Raw genomic sequence first — 18992 nt, 5'->3', positions numbered from 1 at the left:
TGTCCCAGACCGTCTTAGGGATGGGTCACGACGATCTCGCCGGTGTCGCGGTGCCGCCAGACCACGATACGGCCGGGGTAGAGCGTCGGAATCCAGATTCCGAGGTGTTTGACCTGGTGGCACGGTATGCAGAGCGGGATGAGGTCATCCGGGATGGTCCAGCCGCCTGCCAGCGGATTCTCGTGGTCGAAGGGCACGACATGATCCAACTGACACGACGAGGCCGGCTGATCGCAGAACGGTCCGCGGCAGCGCCGATCCGAGAGGTGCACCTCGCGGCGGATCGCCGCGCCCGGTTGGTACACCAGGGCCCCGGGGGTCGGTGCCTGTAGTCCGCCGTGCCCGCTCGGGTCAATCGGCGACAGGGAAGCGAGGTCGATCTCGTTGGGTGGGCGTGAGCGCACGACGATGGGGCCGCCGCTGACGAGGTGCGTGGGGGCGATGGTGCCCGCACGCCGTGGGCGGCCCTTGCGGATACCGGGTTCCACGGCACCGGCGCGGTGCAGCGCTTGCCAGGCAGTGTGGGGGCGTCGACGATCACGCTGACCACCGCCTGGGTGGCGACGACCGAGAGCTCCGTCGAGGGCGCTGCGGTGTCCGAGTCTGCGGTGTGCGGATCTGCGGTGTCCGGAGTCTGCGGTGTCCGAGTCTGCGGTGTCCGAGTCTGCCGTGTCCGAGTCTGCGGCGTCCGAGTCTGCGGTGTGCGGGGTTTTCCGGCAGTCGTCGCGGCCGCATGCGCAGGGTATGGAGGACTCACCGCGCATCATCGCACCGAGTGCCGCCACCCGCTGCTGCCCGAGGGGGCGCGGGTCGTCGGAGCAGACGCTGCGCGAAATAATCTCGGCCAGGCGCTGTTTCGCGAACATCCCGTCTTCCAACGGCACCATGGCGTCGATGTTCCAATGGCCGTGCGCCTCCTTGCGGATGCGGACATCTTGCTGTTTGGCGAATTCGCGGCGTTGCTCGGCGGCCAGTTCGGGATCGAACGCGATCACCATCTCGTCGAGCTTCTCCCGTAGCTCGGAGCCGGTGGTGGCGGCCGTGGCCCAACTCAGTGCGGCGTCGAGCAGCAGGTCGCGTTTGTCATCGGGTACGCACTCGAGGACGTCGGTCAGAATCCGCGCTTTGTGTTCGGAGAGGTCACCGTCGAGAAATGCATCGAGCACCACGGGCATGTCCCGCAGCCCCTCGCCGAGGGCGATCCACTTGCCGGCCACCGACACCGACACCCCGAACCGGATCGAAACCTCCCGCAGCGCAGCCTTTTCCGGCAGCGCGTTGACATTACGGCCTTCGCACAGGTCCATCACCTGATCGAAGACGAGCGCGGCCACGCGCACCGCCGTCATGATCTTGCGGGCACACGCCTGCCGTTCGAGGCGCTGCGCCTCGACACCGGCATCGCACAACTCGTCGGACCCGGCACGCGCAATGCGTGCCAAGTCTTCCTCCGAGCTGCCGTAATCGAACATGCGTTCACACTAACGCTGCCCACCGACAGAATCGGACCGCCCGGTCTCAGGCCAACAACGCCCTGATCGCCGGACGCAGCCCGGCGAGCAGCGTCGAGGCACCGATGGGCGCTCCCCCGCTGGCCAAAGACGCGGCCCGCGCATGCACCCGCGCCGCGCAGGCACCCGCCCAGATCGGCGGAAGTCCTGCTGCCAGAAGCGAACCCGCGATCCCCGACAGCACATCGCCGGCACCGGCGGTGGCCGCCCACGAGGTGCCCGCGTCGTTGCCGAACACGGTGCCGTCCGGTTCGGCAACCAGCGTCACGCGTCCCTTCAACAACACGGTGACACCCCAGCGGCGCGCGAGCCCGGCCACCGCGCCCAACCGGTCGGCGCCGACCGGTTCTCCGGTGAGCCGCGCGAACTCGCCCGCGTGCGGGGTGAGCAGTGTCGGGGCGTCTCGGCCGCGCACCAGCTCCGGGTGTTCGGCGAGCACCGTCAGGCCATCGGCGTCCACGAGTACCGGCAGTTCGGTGGCCAGGATGGTGCGCAGCAGGTCGACCGCGTCGTCGTCGGTGCCCGCGCCGGGCCCGATCACCCAGCCCTGCACCCGACCGGCATCGGCGAACGCCGGGACCGCGACCACCTCCGGGAAGTGCTCCACCACCTCGGCGTGCGCCGACCCGACGTAGCGGGTCATCCCCGACGTCGCGGTGACCGCTGCGCCGGTACACAGGATCCCCGCCCCGGGGTAGCGGTGCGATCCGGCGATCACGCCGACCACGCCCTGGGTGTACTTGTCGTCGTGGGGGCCGGGGACGGGCCACGCCTCGGCGACCTCGGAGTCGCGCAGCGAGTACAGCCGCACCGCCGCGCTCCCTCCGCCGGTGGTCGGTTCGCCGTCGGCGTCCTCGGGCAGGCCGATGTCGACGAGTTCGACGCGTCCGCACTGCGGTGCGGCCAGCAGATGCAGGTTGCGCAGCGCCCCGAATGTGACGGTGATGTCGGCGCGTACCGCGGGCCGGTGGACCTCACCGGTGTCGGCGTCGACACCCGACGGCAGGTCGACGGCCACCACCGTCGTGGCCGGATCGAGCGCCTCGAACACCGCGGCCGCGGGGGGACGCAGCGGTCCGTGGCCGCCGATCCCCACCACCCCGTCGATCACGATGTCGACGCCCGCGGGCATTTCCCCGACCACTCGCCCACCGGCCGCACGACAGGCCGCGAGCCCCGCGGGGTGTGCATTGTCGGGAGCGAGCAGAACCGCGCTGACGCGCACTCCGCGGTGCGCGAGTGCAGCACCGGCGAACAGTGCGTCGCCGCCGTTGTCGCCGGCACCGACCACCACACCCACGTGGCGTCCGTAACAGCCACCGGTCCGGTTGAGCTCGCCGGCCACCACCTGCGCCACGCCGTGCGACGCGCGCCGCATCAGGGTGCCGTTGGCCAGCAACTCTCCGGTGGCACGCTCCGCCACGCGGACGGCGTCGGCGGTGAGGTAGCGGACCGGCATCGCCGTGCTATTCCACCGTGACCGATTTGGCCAGGTTGCGGGGTTTGTCGACGTCGTAGCCGCGCGCCTGCGCGACGCTGGCCGCGAAGACCTGCAGCGGCACGGTGGACACCAGCGGCTGCAGCAGTGTCGGCGTCTTGGGGATCGGGATGAAATGATCGGCGACCGAGCGTGCCGTGTCGTCGTCGAATTCGGCGATGACGATGGTCAGCGCGCCGCGCGCCTGGATCTCGCGGATGTTGCTGATCATCTTGGAGTGCAGCACCGCACGGCCGTCGGCCGACGGCATCACGATGATGACCGGCAGGCCGTCCTCGATCAGCGCGATCGGCCCGTGCTTGAGCTCGCCGGCGGCGAAACCCTCGGCGTGCATGTAGGCGAGTTCCTTGAGCTTGAGCGCACCCTCGAGGGCCACCGGATAACCCACATGGCGGCCGATGAACAGCACGGTGTTGTGGTGGGCCAGCGATCGGGCCAGGTCACGCACCGGCTCCATGGTGCCGAGGACCTCGCGTACGGCCTCGACCATGGCTTCCATCGCACCGAACTCGCGGGCCACTTCGTCGGCGTACTTGGTGCCGCGGGCCTGCGCCAGGGCCAATCCCACCATGTAGGCGGCAGCGATCTGCGCGAGGAAGCACTTGGTGGAGGCCACGCCGATCTCGGGGCCGGCATGGGTGTAGAGCACGGCGTCGGATTCGCGGGGGATCTGCGCACCGTTGGTGTTGCAGATCGCGAGTACGCGCGCCTTCTGGTCCTTGGCGTGGCGCACGGCCTCAAGGGTGTCGGCGGTCTCGCCGGACTGCGAGATCGCCACCACCAGGGTCTGCCGGTCGAGCACCGGGTCGCGGTAGCGGAACTCGCTGGCCAGTTCCACCTCGACGGGCAGCCGGGTCCAGTGTTCGATGGCGTATTTGGCCAGCAGGCCGGCGTGGTAGGCGGTGCCACAGGCCACCACGAACACCTTGTCGACGTCGCGCAGGTCGTCGTCGGAGAGTCGCTGCTCGTCGAGCACGATGTGACCGTTCACCAGATGCCCGAGCAGGGTGTCGGCGACAGCGGCGGGCTGCTCGGCGATCTCCTTGAGCATGAAGAAGTCGTAGCCACCCTTCTCGGCGGCGGCCAGATCCCAGTCGATGTGGAACGGCTTGCCCGGGCGGGGGTCCTGGTCGAAGTCGGTGATGGTGTAGCCGTCGGCGGTGATCACCACCACCTCGTCCTGACCGAGTTCCACCGCGTCGCGGGTGTGCTCGATGAACGCGGTCACGTCGGAGCCCACGAACATCTCTCCGTCCCCGACACCCACCACCAGCGGCGTGGACCGGCGCGCGGCGACGATCGTGTCGGGGTGGTCGGAGTGGGTGAAGACGAGGGTGAACGCCCCTTCGAGGCCGCGCAGCGCTTCGTAGGTGCTGGCGACGAAGTCGCCAGCGGTGGGCCCGGTGGCGTAGTTGCGTTCCACCAGGTGAACCGCGGTTTCGGTGTCGGTATCGGAACTGAACTCGATGCCCGCGGCCTCGAGTTCGGCGCGCAGCGGCCCGTAGTTCTCGATGATGCCGTTGTGCACCACGGCGATCTTGCCGTCGGCGCTCGAATGCGGGTGGGCGTTGCGGTCGGTGGGCTGACCGTGGGTGGCCCACCGGGTGTGGCCCATGCCGGTGGTGCCGGCCAGGGCCTCCCGCCCCACCGTCGCGATCTGCTTGTCGAGATTCTCCAGCCTGCCGGCCTTCTTCTCGATGGCGGTGTGTCCCCGCCCGTCGAGGATCGCGACACCGGCCGAGTCATATCCGCGGTATTCCATCCGGCGCAACGCCTCGACGACGATGTCGAGGGCATCACGCCTGCCCACGTATCCGACGATTCCACACATAGGTAGTCAGCGTACCGGGGTTTTTTGCAACAGCTTGCGAGCTCGGGTGCGCGGTTTGGCGCCCAACAGCCGCGACACCTGTCCCAGCGGCTGTTCCGGCGGCTCGTCGACGTCGATGACGGTGGTCTTGCCCAGTATCTCGTCGGGATCGGCGAACGCCGCGTACTCGGCGTCGCCGTCCAGTGTGTGCAGCAGGAATCCCGTCGTGATGGCCCGCACCGCCGTGTGGGTCTTCTTGTCGGCGCCGTTCATGCCGAGCAGTGATTTCGGCGTACGTCGTTCCAGCAGGCCGCGACGGCTCGCTTGCGGAATGGTGCGCAACACCACATCGCCGCCGTAGTCGCCGGCCAGCGAGAGCGCGTTGGCGTCGACGTTGTCGATCTCCTCGCTTCCGGCGAGCAGCAGACCCGGTGCCGTCACGGTGCCCGCGGCGGCGGGCAGCATCGGCGTGGTGGGCGCGGGAAACAGACCGACCAGCCCGGCCACGGCTGCGGGTTCCTGGCCGAGAAGTGGCCGATCACCCGCGGCGATCACCGCTGCGGCGGCACCGAATCCGTGGCCGACGAGTCCCGTGCGATCCGGGTCGACGGTGACCTGCCCGGTGCCGAGCGGGTAGTGCGAGACGATCGACAGGGCCGACCGCAGGTCGGCGGCGAATCCCACATCCGACGGGACCGCCCCGGTCTGCGTGTCGGGTGCCACCACGACGAATCCCCACGACGCGAAGTGATAGAGCAGGTCGCGGTAGCGGCGACTGTCCACGAGCCAGTCGTGTCCGAACGCGATCGCAGCGCGACGGGTGCCCTCGGCGGGGGTGAACACCTGACCGGGAATGCCGACGATGCCCAGGTTGCCGCGCAGCACGCGGTAGGGGCCTCGGGTGGCGAGCTGCTTCATCAGCTTGGCCGGGGGCCGGGACGGCTTGCTGGCGCGCTTCTTGCCGGACACAACGATCAGCCTAGGGGGTGTCGGGGTGCCGGTGGGGACTGGCCTCGGCCACGTCGGCGGGCAACATGATGCGCGGTGTGGCCGCATCGGCGGCATCGGCGTCGTCGAGCAGTTCCGCACGCAGACGTGCCGTCGCACTCGCGTCGCGGTGTTCGGTGGCCGCGCGCTCGGTGAGTTCGGCCTGGGCCAGGGAGAACGCGCGGGAGGCCGCGGCGACGCGGTCGGTGGCGTCGCGGGTGATGCCCTCGATCTGATCGGCGAGATTCACTGGTCACCTGCCAGTGCGAGGTCGCCGTCGGGGTGCGGCACCGGGTCGACGGCCCCGCGCGGCCCGGAATCGATCGACGTCGGCTCGACCGGCGGCTCGGGTGCTCGGTCTGCGGGTGCTCGGTCTCCGGGTTCTCGGTCTGGGGGCGCGGTGTCCGGGACCTGCGGCGCCACGTCCGTGCCGGGCAGGGTCAGCGGCACGTCGGAGTCGGTGGAACCTGAGTCGGTGGAACCGGTGCCGGGGTCGGCGGGCGCGACGGTGGCGGCCTCGGGGTCGGCGGGCGCAACGGTGGCCACCGGTGCGTGGTCGATGATGTCGGCGCGCGGGGGCGGTGGCGGAGTGCGAGGCGCGTGGGCGTCCGTGGCCGCCAGCCCCTCGGTGGCCCTGTTGAGCGTGTCCAGAATGAGATCCACACTCCGCAATGTGATCTCGGCGGTGGACTGCAGCAGCGTGACGCGCGAGCCGATGTCGGCGGCCACCACGGGCAGCGTTACCTTGCCGACGAGGATCGCACCGGGAAGCTCCACGACCGGCACCCCGGCCACCACGGGCGCCGAGCATCTCGCCACCGCCAGATACCAGGTCCGCAGAATCCGGTCGATGCCCGACGCCGCAGCCCCGGTGGCCTCCGAAAGTGTGCGCAGGACATCGAGATCGGATTCCGCGCGTCGCTGATGCTCGATGATGATCCCCACCGCCGCGGCGCCCGATGCGCTCGACCATCCGTCGTCGAGACGCACCTGCTGCTCGGGCAGACGATGAAGCTGATCGGACACCGCACGGTGCACCGCCGCGAGACGATGCGAGTCCGCCGACAGACCGTTGACGTCGAAGTCGCCGATGCGCCGCAACGGCGCCCGGATCTGCTCGTCGTCGGGCACCACCAGTCCGAGGCTGCGTCCCACCCCGAGAAGTTCCACCAGGGCATCGACACCCTGCAGTGCCCTAACCCGCAGCGCCGGAAGCGAATCCGCGGATCTGCTCACGTGTCCCGCTCCGCGATGCCGCCGAGTTGGTGGGCCTGCGCCGCGTCGGCGTCGACCAGCTCGTCCAGCCCGCGTCCGAGTAGTTCTGACAGACCGTCGGCGGCGGCCGCCTGCTCCCGCAGCCGGTCGGCGACCAAGGCGCTCATCACCGCATACCGCTCGCCGAGCGCCCGGTAGCCCGGGCCCACCGCCCAGCCGCCGAAGTGATGTACCGCCATGTCGTCGCCGGCTGCCGACAGCACGAGCGCGGCGCGTCGGTAGAACGAGGCGACGGCGTCGACCTGATCGACATCGACAACTAGCGGTGCGGGCGGCATTCCGCTCGGCGCTCCCGGGTTTCCGGACTCCCCGTGATCCATCGACCGACCCTCCCACGAACGAACGCGCGCCCACCAGACCAGGTGCGCGGTGATGGCGTTGAAGTCTAGACGCAGCCGGCACACCACGGGTTCCATCGCCGCACGCGTGCACGCGACCGCATCCGGATATCCCGGTTTCGCAATACAGAAATCGCTGTACCATCAGTGGGTGACTTCCGGCTCCCCCGTTCTCGAGTCCCCCGTTCTCGACTCTCTCGTCCGCTTCGGGCATGCCCTCTCGGACGCGACACGCAGCCGGGTGCTGCTGCGTCTGCGCACCGGTCCGGCGTACCCGGCCGATCTCGCCGACGAGCTGGGCGTGTCCCGTCAGAAGATGTCCAACCACCTCGCCTGCCTGCGCGGCTGCGGACTCGTCGCGGTGGTGCCGGAGGGACGTCGCGCCCGATACGAACTCGCCGACGCGGGCATCGGTCGCGCACTCGACGATCTGATGGGCCTGGTGCTCACCGTCGACCCGTCCTGCTGCCCCGATGCCGAGACGGACGGGTGCTGCTGATGAGCGCAACCATCACCCCCGGCGCCACCCGCCGCGCCGCCCTGCAGCGACGGATTCGATGGCTGGTGGCCGCGACGATCGCCTACAACGTGATCGAGGCGGTCGTGGCGTTGACCGAGGGCACCCGCGTGTCGTCGGCCGCGCTGGTGGCCTTCGGACTGGACTCGGTCATCGAGGTGTCGTCGGCGGCCATCGTGGCCTGGCAGTTCTCCGCACGCGACCCGCAGACCCGGGAGCATACCGCACTGCGCATCATCGCGTTCTCCTTCTTCGCCCTGGCCGCGTACGTGACGATCGATTCCGCGACAACCCTGCTGGGAGTCGCCGAACCCGCGCGGCCGTCGCTGATCGGTATCTGTGTGGCGGTGGCGAGTCTGGTGATCATGCCGGTGCTGTCATGGCTGCAACGTCGCGCCGGGCGCGAACTGGGCTCCCGGTCGGCGGTGGCCGATTCCAAGCAGACCCTGCTGTGCACCTACCTGTCGGCGGTGCTGCTGATCGGCCTTGTGGTGAACGGACTCTGGGGCTGGTCGTGGGCCGATCCGGTGGCCGGCCTGGTGATCGCGGTGATCGCGGTGCGGGAGGGCGTCGAGGCCTGGCGTGGGCGCCTGTGCTGTGCGCCGTCACCACAGGAAGATACCGAATGTGGTTGCTGCGCAAACGATCACGCCAGCGACCCGGCGGCTGGGCAGATCTCAGCGCAGTCCGTGCGCGGCGACCGCCCGTAACAGCGCATCGGGACGCTCGGCGACCGGGGCGTCGGCGACGAGTTCGAAGGCGCATCCGATCCGTCGTGAGCCGCCGTCGGCTTCCTCGCTGTCGCCGACCATCAGCGCGTCATAGCCGGGCACGCCGAGTTCGTCGAGGGCGGCGTGAAAGATGCGCGGGTTGGGCTTGATCGCCCCCACCTCGTACGAAAGCGCCCATGCGCCAACGGTGTCCAACAGATCGTGCAGCCCGAAGACGGCACGCAGGTCGAAGGCGATGTTGCTGACGACGCCCACCGGCACACCGCTCTCGCACAGACCCCGCAGCACGTCGGCGGTGTCGGGAAACGGCATCCACGATTGCGGGTCGAGCACCCGTTGGTACAGGGCCTCGGCGTGTCCGGGCACCGTCAGCCCCGACGCCCGCAGGATCGCCAGATAGGCACGCCGATGCTCGGCGGGGTCGAGATCCCTGCGCTCCCAGGAGATCCGGTCATCGTCGGTCACTGCGGCGGGCAAACCCACCGGCTGGGTCATCCGCCGGATCAGTTCCGCCTGATGCTCGACGTGCAGCGGCGCACCGGATTCGTCGTGCAGGTCGGCGAACCACTCGTCGCGTGCCTCGAACCGGAACAGTGTGCCCGAGAAGTCGAAGAGTACGGCCCGCGGTGTGTTCACGCCTCGACTGCCGTGCCCGCGGTGGACACCACGTCGGCGATACGTTCGGCCACCGCGCGCGCGACGTCGGCGGTGGGCGCCTCGACCATCACCCGGACGAGTTGTTCGGTGCCCGACGGTCGAAGCAGCACCCGGCCGGTGGCGCCGAGTTCGGCCTCGGCGGCGGCCACCGCGTCCTGCACCGATTCGGCACGGGCCACGGCGTGCTTGTCGTCCACCCGCACGTTGATGAGTTCCTGCGGCAGCACCGTCATCACCGCAGCGAGCTCGGCCAGACGTCGTCCGGTCCGCACCAGCTGCTGCATCAGCAGCAGCCCGGTGAGCACGCCGTCGCCGGTGGTGCCGGCCGCGGGGAACACGATGTGGCCGGACTGTTCACCGCCGAGCGTGTAACCGCCCCGGCGCAGCTCTTCGAGCACGTATCGGTCGCCCACCGCGGTGGTGCGCACCTCGATGCCCGCGGCACGCATCGCCAGGTGCAGCCCGAGGTTGCTCATCACCGTGGCCACCAGCACGCCGTCGCGCAACCGGTGCTGCTCGTGCAGTGCGGTGGCGAGGATGGCCATGATGGCGTCGCCGTCGACGATCTGCCCGGTGGAGTCCACGGCCAGGCACCGGTCGGCGTCACCGTCGAGTGCCAGGCCCAGATCGGCGCCGTGTTCGAGCACGGCGGCCTGCAGCTTGTCCATGTGGGTGGAGCCGCAGTCGGCGTTGATGTTGATGCCGTCGGGTTCGGCGTGGATGGGGATCACGTTCACGCCGGCGGCGCCGAACACCAGCGGACCCACCTGCGAGGCCGCGCCGTTGGCGCAGTCGACCACTACCGTCAGCGTGTCGAGGCGGACGTCGAGTGTCTCGGCGAGGTGAGCGGCGTACCGCGCCTGGGCGTCGGGCGCCGCACGCAGCCGACCGACCCCGGCACCCACCGGGTGCGGGAGGTCGCCGGTCATCGCGGCCTCGATGCGGTCCTCCACGTCGTCGTCGAGCTTGTGCCCGCCGGCTCCGAAGAACTTGATGCCGTTGTCGGGCATCGGATTATGCGACGCCGAGATCATCACGCCGAAATCGGCGCGGTAGTCGGCGGTCAGGAAGGCGATCGCCGGCGTGGGCAACACACCGACGCGGATCGCGTCGGCACCCACCGCTGCGAGACCGGCGCAGACGGCCGCCTCGAGCATCTCGCTCGAGGCGCGCGGATCGCGACCGACCACCACCCGGGGACGGCCGGGTGCGATGCCGGAGGAAGTTTCGAGAACGACCGCGGCGGCCGAGGCCAGGCGCAACGCCAACTCGGGGGTGAGCTGGTCGTTGGCCAGGCCTCGGACGCCGTCGGTTCCGAAGAGGCGTGCCAAGTCAGCGCTTGGAGTACTGCGACGCCTTGCGGGCCTTCTTCAGGCCGTACTTCTTGCGCTCCACCGCACGCGGGTCGCGAGTGAGGAAGCCGGCCTTCTTCAGTGCCGGACGATCCTCCGGGGTGACCTCGATGAGGGCACGGGCGATCGCGAGACGCAGCGCGCCGGCCTGGCCCGAGGGGCCGCCGCCGACGAGCTTGGCGTAGATGTCGAACGACTCGGTGCGCTCGACGGTGACCAGCGGGGCCTTGATCAGCTGCTGATGCACCTTGTTGGGGAAGTAGTCCTCGAGGGTGCGGCCGTTGAGCTGGAAGCCTCCGGTGCCCGGCAGCAGACGCACCCGCACCACGGCCTCCTTGCGGCGGCCGACGGTCTGGATCGGGTGGTCGATGACCACGGGGCCACGGTCCACGGCGGGCTCTGCGGCCGCCGCGACGTCGGTGTCGTAGTCGTCGGCGTTCTCGAGGGTCTCGACGGCCTCCACGGCTTCCTCGACAGCGGTCTCGGCGGCGGCGACATCGTCACCGGCCGCGGCCTGTGCTGCTGCGGCGTTCTCCACGGCCTCGTCGCTGATGTTCTCGTTGGTCACTGGGCCACCTGCTTGATCTCGAAGGGGACGGGGCGCTGGGCCGCGTGGGGATGGTTGGGTCCGGCGTAGACCTTCAGCTTGGAGGCCATCGCGCGACCGAGCTTGGTGTGCGGGAGCATGCCCTTGATGGCCTGCTCGACCACACGCTCGGGGTGGGACTCCAGCAGCTCCGCAGTCGTCCGGACCGTCAGGCCACCGGGATGCCCGGAATGGCGGTAGTTGAGCTTGCGCTCTGCCTTGTTGCTGGTCAGCGCAACCTTCTCGGCGTTGATGATGATGACGAAGTCGCCGCCGTCGACGTGCGGGGCGTAGGTGGGCTTGTGCTTGCCGCGGAGCAGAGTGGCACTCTGCACGGCGAGCCGGCCGAGCACCACGTCGGTGGCGTCGATGACATGCCACGAGTGTGTGATGTCACCGGCCTTCGGGGTGTAGGTAGGCACAGTCGGTCCTTCTCTTTCACGAGATTCGGGTATCGGTCGGGTGTCGTGGCGGAGGAGTTCCCGGCGACCGATGGGGACCCGGGCCTCGGTGACCCGCCGCCACCAGGGCAGACGGGTGCCGCGCACCAGCGATCCAGCTTACGCGAGAGCGCAGGTCAGGGTCAAAACGCCCGCCGCGCTCACGCGTCCGCGACGCGCGCCGAGCCCACGGCGGTGGCGCACTGCGCGTCCACCGGTTGCCCGTCGGAGCCCGCCTGACATCCGATACTGACCTGCAGATCGCCGGCCACCAGTACATACCAGCGGATCGCCGAACCCGAGGCGGGCGCCTCCCGGTAGGCGATGACGTCACGTCCGGCGAATCGGGTGGACGCGGAGAACTCGGTCACCACGTCGTCACCGCGCTGCCGGATCCGGTTGGCCAGGCTGGTGGCCACCGACTCGGTGGTCGATCCCGATCGCACCTCGGTCTGCACCAGCAGGATGCGGCCTCCGGTGGCGGGATCGGTGAACACCGTCCGCGACACGGTGTCGGCGGTGCCCGCCGATCCGCTCGGCGGCGGTGGTGAACTCTGCTGCCAGTCGGTCGGGACGATGAGGGAGGTCCGCCCGACGCTGAGTTGCCGTGTCGGATCGGGAGGCTGTTCGTCGCGTTGCCATACCCCCACCACCGCGGCCCCGACCGCCACCACCAGTGCCACCGCCGCAGCAGCCCACACCCATCGACGACGCGTGGACGGTCGTGACGAGGAGTCGGCACCTCCGGCGGGGTCCACGACGTGCGTCATCGGCTCGATCAGCCCCGAACGGGCGCCGTAGCGGGCGATCAGTGGGTGGTCGACACCCACCACGCGGCCCGCGACGACATGCGCCCTCACCAAGTCCATGGCATCGGAGACCTCCGCGGGAACCTCGCCGTCGACGAACACGGCCTCCACCGAGTCGTCGATGAGCGACTCCACCCGATCGGCCGGTCCGTCCGGGCCGATCACGCCGCTGCGATCGATCACCCAGCCGTCGGCACCGCGGGTCAGTCGCTGCACATCCCAACTGCGCGGCAGCGGGTGTGCGGGATCGACCGGATAGCCGGGGACGTGCGTGGTCTCCACCACCGCGCACCGCTGCATCGCGACGTCGCTGTGACTGCGGGCGATCAGCACCGCGCGCGGGACCAGCGACACGTCGACGGGTAGGTCGGCCACCGCCGCGGCGAGCACCGCCCGGCGCACCGCACCCCACGTGCTGGGATAGCCGATCACCACCGGCCGCGTGTCATTCGCGCCGGGTGTGGCGGCGGCGATCGCCGCACCCAGCGTGTCACGCAACACATCCCGGGTGAACCGCCGCCCGCCCGCGACCGGCACGGTCGCCGCGTCGACGGATTCGAGCATCCCGCGCAGCGCTGCGGCCTCGGTGCCCGTCGCGTAGACGGGATCGAGCACGAGGGGTCGTGGCCGGGGTGCGGCGGACCGGTCGGTGACCGTCATACGGTTCTCACACCTGCGATCTCACTGCTCGACCAGATGGGCGATCTGGATCATCTCCTGCGGACGCGTCCGTGAGATCAGTTCACCGCGGCCGGGAACGAGTTGTTGCATCCGCGCCCGACCGACGATGTAGCCCTCATCGCGGTCGCCGCTCATCAGCAGGACGTCGCTGGAGAGGTCCTTGAGCCGGGCGATCACCGGGTCGAACATCGCGCGGCCCAGGCCGCCGGAGCGGCGGGCGAGCACGATGTGCATGCCGATGTCGCGCGCGTGGGAGGCCAGATCCACCAAGGGCTGCAACGGATTTCCACCCGAGGTGGCCACCATGTCGTAGTCGTCGACGATCACGTAGACGTCGGGACCCGACCACCAGCTGCGGTCCTTGAGCTGCTGCACCGTGAGGTCTTCGGGCGGCAGCCGTTTGGTGAAGTACGCCGCGAGCTGATGCATCATCTTGGTGGCGTTCTCCCCGGAACTCGCGTACCCGGCCAGGTGGTCGCCGTCGATGATGCCGAGCATCGTCCGCCGGTAATCCACCAACACGATCTTGCACTGCTCGGGCGTCGAATTCCCGACGAGGCCGGTCACGATGCTGCGCAACAGATTCGTCTTGCCGTGCTCGACGTCGGCGAACGCCATGAAATGCGGTTGCGTGGTGAAGTCGAGGATCACCGGGGACAGTTCGAGCTCGCCGAGTCCGATCGCCACCTGGTTGGGCGCCAACGTGATTCCCGAGGATGCGACGAGGTCGTGCACGGTGTCAGGGGTGATCTCGGTGCCGAGTTTGCGAACCTTCATCGCACCGCGACCCGGATACGCCGCGGCAAGCTTCTCCACGGCCTGGACCACTCCGGCCGACAGCGTCTGCGCGGTGCACACGCCGTCGAGGCGCGGCAGCGCGATCAGCATGTGCAGTTCGTCACCGGTGAGGCCGCGGCCGGGCCGGTTCTGCGGCACCGACGACGCGGCACGACGGCCCATCTCCGAATCCATCGCGTCGCCGAGCCGCAATTCGAGTCTGCTGCCGATGAGGTCGCGCATCGCGGGCCGGATCTCACCCCAGCGGGTGGCGGTCACCACCACGTGGACGCCGTAGCTCAGGCCCTGCGAGACGAGCACGTGGATCTGGTCTTCGAGGAAGTCGAACTCACCGCGCAGCACGCCCACACCGTCAAACACCAGGAACACGTCGCCGTGACGATCCTCGGCGAGTGGATCGTCGGGCGCGAGGCGGCCGGTTGCGAACCACTCACCGCGCCGGGCGCGGTAGTCGTGCATCGACTCGATACCCAAGCGGGAGAACAGCAGTTCGCGATTGCGCAGGATCGTCGACACCTCGGCGACGGTGCGGCGCACGGCATCCATGTCGCCGCGGGAGGCCACCGACCCCACGTGGGGCAGCCCGGCGATGCCGGTGAGGCTGCCGCCGCCGAAATCGAGGCAGTAGAACTGCACCTGTTCGGGGGTGTGTGTGGCTGCCGCCGACATGATCAGCGTGCGCACCGCGGTCGACTTGCCCGACTGCGGACCGCCCACCACCGCCACGTTGCCCGCCGCCCCGGCGAGGTCGAGGATGTGCAGGTCACGCCGCTGGTCGTAGGGACGGTCGACGATACCCACGGGCACCTGCAGTCGTCCGGGTGCCGCCGCGACGGTGAAGTCACGCGCACCCACCACCTGATCGACCGTCGAGGACTCGTCGAGCGGCGGCAACCAGACCTCGTGCGCGGCCGGACCGTGGCCGCAGATGCGCTCCATCAGCGTCTGCAGGAGCGTCGGCACGCCCACCCCCACCACGTCGGCGTTGTCCTCGTCGGCGTCCTCCCCTGCCCCGGGTGGTACCTCGTCGAGCAGCGCGGCGGCCGCATCGAGCACCGACCCGGAGGAGACCTCGGCGACGGCATCGTCGTGATCGTGGTCGAACGGTACCGGTAGGGCGGTGAAGAACTTCATTCGCCCGCCGCCGCGTTCCACCAGCGGGGCGTCGACATCGGACTCGTGAGCCGACGGCGAATGGTAGGGGCCCGACACGTAGGAGGTGTTGAACCGCAACGGGTCCGACGCATCGCATTTGAGGTAGGCCGAGCCGGGCACGCTGGGTAGATGGTAGGCGTCGGGCACGCCCAGCACCGAACGGGACTCGTTGGCCGAGAACGTCTTCAACCCGATCCGGTAGGACAGGTGGCTGTCGAGTCCACGCAGCTTGCCCTCCTCGAGTCGCTGCGACGCGAGCAGCAGGTGGATGTGCAGGGACCGGCCCAGGCGTCCGATCGCCACGAACAGCTCCGCGAAATCCGGTTTCTGCGCCAGCAACTCGGAGAACTCGTCGACCACGATGAACAACGCGGGCAGCGGTTCGAGCCGCACCCCCGATGCGCGCGCCTGCTCGTAGTCGCTGACATTGGCGAAATTGCCTGCCGCACGCAGGATCTCCTGGCGCCGATTCATCTCGCCCGAGAGTGCGTCGCGCATGCGGTCCACCATTGCGAGTTCCTGCTCGAGGTTGGTGATGATCGCGGAAACATGCGGTGCGGCCTCGAGCCCGAGGAACGTGGCGCCACCCTTGAAGTCGACGAGGACCAGGTTGAGCTCGGTCGGCGAATGGGTGGCCAGCATCGACACCACGAGGGTGCGCAGGAACTCCGACTTTCCCGAACCGGTTGCGCCGATGCACAATCCGTGCGGTCCGGTGCCACCGTGGGCGCTTTCCTTGATGTCGAGTTCCACCGGGGTGCCGTTGGGGGTGTAGCCGATCGGCACGCGGAGCCGGTCACGCCCGGTGCGGCCGCGCCAGGCGATCTCGGGTTCGAAGCGCGCCATGTCGTCGATGCCGAGCAGCGCGGGGAGGCCGGGATCGCTGCTGGTGGCCTCGGAGTCGAGGTTGGCCAGGCTGGCCGCGGTCGCGAGATGATAGCGGGCCATCCGCCGCGCGATGGTCTCGGCCTCGGCGATCGTCACCGAATCCATGTCGGCGAACTCCTCGACCCCAACCGCACTGCGGGCGAGCACCTTTCGGTTGCGCACCACCAGCTGCAGGCCGCGCCGGGCGGCGAGACCATCCGGCGGTGCGGTGAGGTCGACGATGGTGACGCCTTCCATCCCGGCATCGTTGACCAGACGTTCGTCCCCGGTCACCTGCCCGTCGTCGATGATCACCACGAGGTGCGGGCGGCCCGGTGTCGGCGGCGCCGACCGGCTGAACCGACCTCGCTCGAGAAGGTCTGTGGCCATGGAGTTCTCGAAGTCGGTGAGCGTCGGGTAAAGCATGCGCATCGGTCCCACGGCGTCGCGCAGCCCGGGGTGCCCCGCCTGCGGCAGCCACTTGGTCCAGTCCCACGCCTCGCCCGCCGGATCACCGGTGATGATGGCGATGCGCAGGTGGTCGGGACCGTGGAACGCGCACAGTTCCACCACCATCGCGCGCACCAGATCTCGCGTCTCCTGGCGTGCCCCTTCGATGTTGACCGCCGGGAATCCGCGCAACGAGATCGCCGTCGGTAACCGGTGCACCACCGAATGGGTTCGCACGAAACGACGTAACGCCACCATCGACACCGGCTCGAGATCCTCGAGCGGACCGGTCTCCGGTGGCATCAGGCGGGTCGCGAGGCCCTGCGATCCCACACCGACCCGCACGTGCGCGAAGTCGGGGTCCTGCGGCCGCCGTTCCCACATCCGCCTGCTGCCCACCACCCCGAGCAGTGCGGTGGGGTCGGGGTGAGACCAGGTGAGTGCAGCACGCTGCGCCTCCACGGTGTCGAGAACCTGGGTGCGCAACTGACCGAGATAGCGGAAGTAGTCCTTGCGCTCCTCGTTGAGCTCGGCCGCGCGTTTGCCGCCGCCACGACCGCCCGCGGCGAACATGCCCATCATCGACATGACCATCATCAGCGGGAACATCATGAACAGCGGGTTGCTCAGAATACTGCGCCCGCCGGTGGCGAACATCATCGCGATCATGCCGATCACCGCGACGATCATCACCACCGGCAGCAACTTCATCAGCATGCCGCCGGGCACCACACGCGGAACGTCGGGCGGAGGCGCGATGGCCAGCTCACCACCGGGAGTGCGGGGCGGGGTGATCCGCGCACGCCGCACGAATCCCTCCGTCGTGACTGCCAATGCTTCCCCCGAATCGGTGTTGACGCCTGCCCGGCCGGTTTCCACCGCCCGCCTCGGCAGCCTGTAGAAACCGCGCTTGGTCGGCGTCGTCGTGGTTCGCTATGTTAACTGCGAAACCGGCGGGGAGGTATCGAAGGTCATGACTTCTGTGGACACAGCGCCGGCGTCGGGCGTCGGTCCGGGGCGTGAACGGCGCCCCGCCCGCACGGACGTGGGGATCGAACCGGCGCTGGTACGCGTCTCGGTACTGGGCGGCAACACCCAGCTCGACGTGGGGCTGCCCGCCGCGATCCCGGTGGCGGCGCTGATCCCGGAACTGGTGGCGCAGATCGAATCCCGCTCACCGGTACGACGAGATCCCGACGATCCCGAATCCGATCCCGGCGCGAGCCCCGGTGGTCGTCCACATGACCGACAGCACCGTTGGACCCTGGCGCTCGTCGGTGGCGGTGACCCGATAGCACCCAACAGGTCGTTGAGCGAGTCCGGTATCCGCGACGGCGACCTCCTCATCCTGCAATCGGTACGCACCGGGGAAACCCCGATCCTGTTCGACGACGTCGTCGACGCCGTCGCCCAGCTGAATGAATCCGGATTCTCGGCGTGGTCGGCCACCGCCGCCCGTAACGCCGGTTATGTGGCCGCTCTCGCGGCGTCGCTGATCGCCGCGGTGAGTCTGGGGGCGGCCCGTATCGCGGGCACGGGCAGTTGGGTGGCCGCGCTGAGCGGTGTCGCCGCCGTGGGCTTCCTGGTGGCCGCGGTGATCGTCGCGCGACACTATCGCGACGCGCTCACCGCCACCGTGTTGTCGGCGGCGGCGATGCCGCTGGTCTTCGTCAGCGGGATGCTGATCCCACCCGGCGGATACGGCGCCGCCCATCTGGGTCTGGGTGCCGCGCTGGTGCTGCTGGCGGCGACGCTCTCCTACCGCGTCACCGCGGTGGGCCCGGTCACCCACAGCGCGCTGACGTCGGCGGCGTTGCTGGGTGCGCTGGCCTGTGTCGGCGCGATGGTGTGGGAGGGCAGGGTCCCCGAGGTGGCGGCCGTGACCGCCGCCGTGGGGCTCGCGGTGATCGGAATGGCGCCCCGCGCAACCATTTTGCTCGCCAAACTGCCGCTGCCCCCGGTACCCACCGCGGGTGCACCCATCGACCTCGACGCCGCACAGCCGGCACCCGCGATCGAGGGCATCGGCGCGATCGGCGCGATGGCACTGCCCAAGGCCGACGCGCTCGAACGCCGTTCCCGGCTGGCCAATGCGTATCTCACCGGGATCGTCGGCGGCGTCACCCTGATCACGGCCACCGCGGCCGTGCTGGCCGCCGACCCCCTGTCGGGTTTCGACGCCAAGCGGGTGGTCTACGCCGCCGTCATCGGCGCGGCGCTGTGTCTGCGCGGTCGCTCGCACAGCGATCTTGCCCAGGCGTCGACGCTGATCGCCGGCGGCACCGCCACCCTGCTCGCGGTGACGGTCGGCCTCGCCTTCGGTGCGCACAACTGGCCGGTCGTCGGGTTCGCGGTGGCCGTGGCGATCGCGATCGGCGCGTTCGTCCTCGGTGTCATCGCTCCGCAGAACGACTTCTCCCCCGTCATGCGCCGCTCCGCGGAGATCGTCGAGTACATCCTGCTCGCCCTCGTGGTGCCGCTGCTGTTGTGGGTTCTCGATCTCTACCAGATGGTCCGGGAGATCTGACGG

General features: G+C 69.5%; 16 protein-coding genes. 3 read left to right on the top strand and 13 right to left on the bottom strand.

Annotated features, from left to right (window positions below):
• Positions 1 to 14 precede the first annotated feature (14 nt).
• From ACWDSI_RS02540 to ACWDSI_RS02510, 7 genes are read right to left on the bottom strand one after another with little or no spacing between them, the layout of a single operon-like run.
• Positions 15 to 1472, bottom strand: a complete 1458-nt coding sequence (locus ACWDSI_RS02540; RefSeq protein WP_449755570.1) for an HNH endonuclease — start codon at positions 1470 to 1472, stop codon at positions 15 to 17.
• A 46-nt stretch (positions 1473 to 1518) separates the two neighbouring features.
• Positions 1519 to 2970, bottom strand: coding sequence for an NAD(P)H-hydrate dehydratase (locus tag ACWDSI_RS02535; RefSeq protein WP_449755569.1), 1452 nt, complete (start codon positions 2968 to 2970; stop codon positions 1519 to 1521).
• A 7-nt stretch (positions 2971 to 2977) separates the two neighbouring features.
• Entirely contained in the window at positions 2978 to 4840 is a 1863-nt protein-coding gene (gene glmS, locus ACWDSI_RS02530; protein WP_449746151.1) for a glutamine--fructose-6-phosphate transaminase (isomerizing), read from the bottom strand.
• 6 nt (positions 4841 to 4846) lie between these two features.
• Positions 4847 to 5788: a dienelactone hydrolase family protein gene (locus ACWDSI_RS02525; RefSeq protein WP_449755568.1), complete on the bottom strand. Its 942-nt coding sequence runs from the start codon at positions 5786 to 5788 to the stop codon at positions 4847 to 4849.
• Between the two features lie 10 nt (positions 5789 to 5798).
• Positions 5799 to 6056, bottom strand: a complete 258-nt coding sequence (locus ACWDSI_RS02520) for a hypothetical protein (protein WP_449755567.1) — start codon at positions 6054 to 6056, stop codon at positions 5799 to 5801.
• Positions 6053 to 7042 (bottom strand): hypothetical protein, encoded by a 990-nt coding sequence (locus tag ACWDSI_RS02515; RefSeq protein ID WP_449755566.1) that lies wholly within the window; start codon positions 7040 to 7042, stop codon positions 6053 to 6055. Before ACWDSI_RS02515 ends, ACWDSI_RS02520 begins: the two co-directional genes overlap by 4 nt.
• Positions 7039 to 7497 (bottom strand): hypothetical protein, encoded by a 459-nt coding sequence (locus ACWDSI_RS02510; protein ID WP_449755565.1) that lies wholly within the window; start codon positions 7495 to 7497, stop codon positions 7039 to 7041. Before ACWDSI_RS02510 ends, ACWDSI_RS02515 begins: the two co-directional genes overlap by 4 nt.
• 73 nt (positions 7498 to 7570) lie before the next feature.
• On the opposite strand from ACWDSI_RS02510, the gene ACWDSI_RS02505 reads away from it, so the two are divergent.
• Together ACWDSI_RS02505 and ACWDSI_RS02500 are read left to right on the top strand one after the other, a co-directional pair.
• A complete protein-coding gene (locus ACWDSI_RS02505; protein WP_449746156.1) occupies positions 7571 to 7918 on the top strand; it encodes an ArsR/SmtB family transcription factor in 348 nt (115 codons plus the stop codon).
• Positions 7918 to 8646, top strand: a complete 729-nt coding sequence (locus tag ACWDSI_RS02500) for a cation diffusion facilitator family transporter (RefSeq protein WP_449746157.1) — start codon at positions 7918 to 7920, stop codon at positions 8644 to 8646. Before ACWDSI_RS02505 ends, ACWDSI_RS02500 begins: the two co-directional genes overlap by 1 nt.
• On the opposite strand, the gene ACWDSI_RS02495 is transcribed toward ACWDSI_RS02500, so the two are convergent.
• From ACWDSI_RS02495 to eccCa, 6 genes are all read right to left on the bottom strand, one after another.
• Positions 8614 to 9303 carry an HAD family hydrolase gene (locus ACWDSI_RS02495; RefSeq protein ID WP_449746158.1) on the bottom strand — a complete coding sequence of 230 codons (690 nt, stop codon included), beginning with the start codon at positions 9301 to 9303 and terminating at the stop codon, positions 8614 to 8616. The genes ACWDSI_RS02500 and ACWDSI_RS02495 overlap by 33 nt on opposite strands.
• The gene (gene glmM / locus ACWDSI_RS02490) at positions 9300 to 10655 is read right to left on the bottom strand and encodes a phosphoglucosamine mutase (RefSeq protein WP_449746159.1); all 1356 of its coding nucleotides are present in this window, start codon (positions 10653 to 10655) and stop codon (positions 9300 to 9302) included. Before glmM ends, ACWDSI_RS02495 begins: the two co-directional genes overlap by 4 nt.
• 1 nt (position 10656) lies before the next feature.
• Positions 10657 to 11244: a 30S ribosomal protein S9 gene (gene rpsI / locus ACWDSI_RS02485; protein ID WP_449755564.1), complete on the bottom strand. Its 588-nt coding sequence runs from the start codon at positions 11242 to 11244 to the stop codon at positions 10657 to 10659.
• Positions 11241 to 11684: a 50S ribosomal protein L13 gene (rplM, locus tag ACWDSI_RS02480; protein WP_449746161.1), complete on the bottom strand. Its 444-nt coding sequence runs from the start codon at positions 11682 to 11684 to the stop codon at positions 11241 to 11243. Before rplM ends, rpsI begins: the two co-directional genes overlap by 4 nt.
• Before the next feature lie 179 nt (positions 11685 to 11863).
• Complete coding sequence (locus ACWDSI_RS02475) at positions 11864 to 13171, bottom strand: type VII secretion-associated protein (RefSeq protein ID WP_449746162.1); 1308 nt, start codon at positions 13169 to 13171, stop codon at positions 11864 to 11866.
• Between the two features lie 21 nt (positions 13172 to 13192).
• The gene (gene eccCa, locus ACWDSI_RS02470; RefSeq protein WP_449755563.1) at positions 13193 to 17296 is read right to left on the bottom strand and encodes a type VII secretion protein EccCa; all 4104 of its coding nucleotides are present in this window, start codon (positions 17294 to 17296) and stop codon (positions 13193 to 13195) included.
• A gap of 139 nt (positions 17297 to 17435) precedes the next feature.
• On the opposite strand from eccCa, the gene eccD reads away from it, so the two are divergent.
• Positions 17436 to 18989, top strand: a complete 1554-nt coding sequence (eccD, locus tag ACWDSI_RS02465; RefSeq protein ID WP_449755562.1) for a type VII secretion integral membrane protein EccD — start codon at positions 17436 to 17438, stop codon at positions 18987 to 18989.
• Positions 18990 to 18992 lie beyond the last annotated feature (3 nt).

The organism is Gordonia sp. NPDC003429, from assembly GCF_053588575.1.
This window is presented reverse-complemented; position numbering and strand designations above follow the sequence as displayed.